At 67.4% G+C, this 2,956-nt stretch carries 1 protein-coding gene; it reads left to right on the top strand.

Translation table 11 applies throughout. The features are described 5' to 3' along the window. Positions 1-134 precede the first annotated feature (134 nt). A complete protein-coding gene (locus HXO69_RS08845; protein WP_296546598.1) occupies positions 135-2,930 on the top strand; it encodes a DEAD/DEAH box helicase in 2,796 nt (931 codons plus the stop codon). Positions 2,931-2,956: the final 26 nt, after the last annotated feature.

Here is a 2,956-nt window from a genome sequence, read left to right as displayed (position 1 = left end):
AGGTTAGGGGGCTAGGCTCGGGGTCAGGGCAGGATCCGAGCGGGTTCGGAGCCGGATTCGGAGCCGGATTCGGAGCCGGCGTTCAGGGTAGCGCGTGACCGGCGGCAGGTCGGGTTTTAGCCCGCCGCTCTACAATGGAACCCATGCCGCACAGCACCTCCCCGCAGAACGCCAACCAGCACCCCGAACAGTTGCCCGCACACCCGCACGAGCAGGGGCAGTCTGCGGCGCACCCAAAAACGCCGCGCTACCGCGAGCTACCCGCGAGCGCACAGCAGGTACTGGCGTCCCTGTTGCCGGAGGCGGCACGCACCGGAACCTTGCCCGAGCAGGTGACCCATATTCACACCATTGCCGCCAGGGAGGCGAGCTACGCGCCGTGGTCGCAGTGGTTGCATCCGCGCGTGGTGGAGGCCTTCGAATCGCTCGGCATTGCCGAGCCCTACGCCCACCAGGTGCAGGCGGCGAACGCCGCCCACGCGGGTCTTGATGCGGCGCTGGCGGCGAGTGCGGCGCGCTACGGCTGGCAGGCGGGGCGCATTGAGGCTGAGCGGGTTGAAGCTGAGCGTCTTGAGCCTGGGCGCATTGAAGCACCGGCTCCCGCGCACGCCGAAGACGCGAAGAGCACCGGCAGCGGCGGGCACGTGATTGTGGCGACTGGCACCGCCTCGGGCAAGACCCTGAGCTACCTGATGCCCACCCTGGACGCTATTTATCGTGCATCCTGTGGCGAGCCGGTGAGCTCAACTTCCGCGTATTCGGTGGCAGAAAACCTCAATAATAGAGCGAACGTTCTCTACATTTCACCGGCGAAGGCACTCTCCGCCGACCAGCTCACCGCCCTCACCTCCTACAACCTACCCGGACTCCACGCGGCAAGCTACGACGGCGACACCCCCACCGGCGAACGCCGCTGGATCCGCGAACACGCCAACTTCATCCTCACCACCCCGGACATGCTCAACTACTCAATCCTGAGCAACCACCGGCAGTGGGCATCCTTCCTGCGCGGGCTGCGCTACGTGGTGCTCGACGAGGCGCACAGCTACCGCGGCGTTTTCGGTGCACACATCGCCAACCTGCTGCGCCGCCTGCGCCGCGTCTGCGCGCTCTACCGCACCGTGCCCGTGTTCTACGGCGCCTCCGCAACCAGCTCCAACCCGGTCGAGTCTTTCTCCAAGCTCATCGGCGTGCCGCAGCAGGCGGTCACCGCCGTTACCGAGTCCACCTCCGCACGCGGTGAAACCACCGTCGCGCTCTGGGAGCCCGAATTCATGCCGCCCAAGGCGCACGATCAGCTCGCCAAGGGCGCCCGCAGCACCCAGCAGCAGGCGGTCCAGTCGAAGGCTGAGCAGGAGGCGCCGCGCCGTGTCTCCCCCGTGGAGCAGGGCGCGCAAATGCTCACCGACCTGGTGCTTTCCCGCACCCGCTCCCTGGTTTTCGCCGGTTCGCGCCGCAGCGTAGAAATCCTCTCGCAGAAGACCCAACGCTACCTCGACGAGGTGGAGGCGGGCCTCGCCCACCGCGTCGCCGCATACCGCGCCGGGTACACCCCCGAAGAGCGCCGCGAACTCGAACGCAAACTCCGCAACGGCGAACTGCTCGGCCTGGCGAGCACCTCCGCACTGGAGCTGGGCATCGACATCTCCGGACTGGACGCCGTACTCGTGGCGGGCTGGCCGGGTACCCGCGCCTCCTTCATGCAGCGCGTGGGCCGCGCGGGTCGAAGCGGTCAGGACGCGCTCGCCGTACTCATTGCCGACGACAACCCGCTCGATACCTACCTGGTGCACCACCCGGAGGCGATTTTCGGGCAGGAGGTTGAGGCGACCGTTTTCGACCCGACGAACCCGTACGTGCTCTCCCCGCAGCTGTGCGCCGCCGCGCAGGAGGCGCCCATCCGCACCGAAGAGCTAAGCCTGTTCGGACCGCACACCGCCGCACTGCTGGACCGACTGGTACAGCAGGGATACCTGCGTCGCCGCCCGGACGGCTGGTACTGGACGCACGCCGAATCCGCCGCCGACCTGGTCGATATCCGCGGCACCGGCGGCGGACCCTACCAGCTCATCGACGCCGAAGACGGCACCCTCGTCGGCACGATGGACGCCGCGCACGCCATGAGTCAGGGGCACCCCGGCGCGATTTACATTCACCAGAGCGCGCAGTACGTGGTCGAATCCCTCAGCGAGGGCGAGCGCGTGATTCTGCTCAGCCGCGTCTACCCGGACTACTACACGCGCGCCATTGAGAGCACCGAGGTGCGTATTCTGGCGGAGCGTGCGCGGGTCAGCTACGGTGTGCCGGCTGGTTTTGGCGGACAGGACGTTGCGAATACTGTTCCTGAGCCTGCACCCGAAACCGACGCGCAGCAGCTCGCCCCGCTCACCATGCACCGCGGGCAAGTTCAGGTCACCGACCAGGTCACCGGCTACCGGCGTTTTTCCGTCTACGGCGGCGAATACCTGGGCGAAGAGGCGCAATCCATGCCGCCGGAAGTGCTCATGACCGAGGCGGTCTGGTTCACCTTCGAGCCCAGCTACCTGTTCGGCGCGGGCGTGACCGAAGAGGACGGACCCGGCACCCTGCACGCCGCCGAACACGCCGCCATCGGACTGCTGCCGCTCATCGCCACCAGCGACCGCTGGGACTTGGGCGGACTCTCCACGCTGCTTCACGTAGACACCGGCAGGCCCACCATTTTTGTCTACGACGCCGCACCCGGCGGCGCGGGCATTAGCGAGCGTGGCTTCAACGCGGTTACGCAGTGGCTGAGCGCCACCCTCGAAGCAATCGAAAGCTGCGGATGCGAAAACGGCTGCCCCTCCTGCGTGCACTCACCCAAGTGCGGCAACCGCAACGAGCCGCTCAGCAAGCACGGCGCACGGGCGCTACTGCAGGCAATGTTGCGGAGCATGGCGGAGGCGTAGGACGGGCTGGGGGCGCAGAACGTGCT

The sequence above is a fragment of the Rothia sp. (in: high G+C Gram-positive bacteria) genome, from assembly GCF_015265375.1.
GTDB lineage: Bacteria > Actinomycetota > Actinomycetes > Actinomycetales > Micrococcaceae > Rothia.
The sequence above is the reverse complement of the archived record's forward strand: the minus strand, read 5'-3'. Positions and strand labels throughout refer to the sequence as shown.

Bases quoted from the DNA above. Each gene is read 5' to 3' on its own strand.
- HXO69_RS08845 (WP_296546598.1), top strand. From the start codon at position 135: ATGGAACCCATGCCGCACAGCACCTCCCCGCAGAACGCCAACCAGCAC.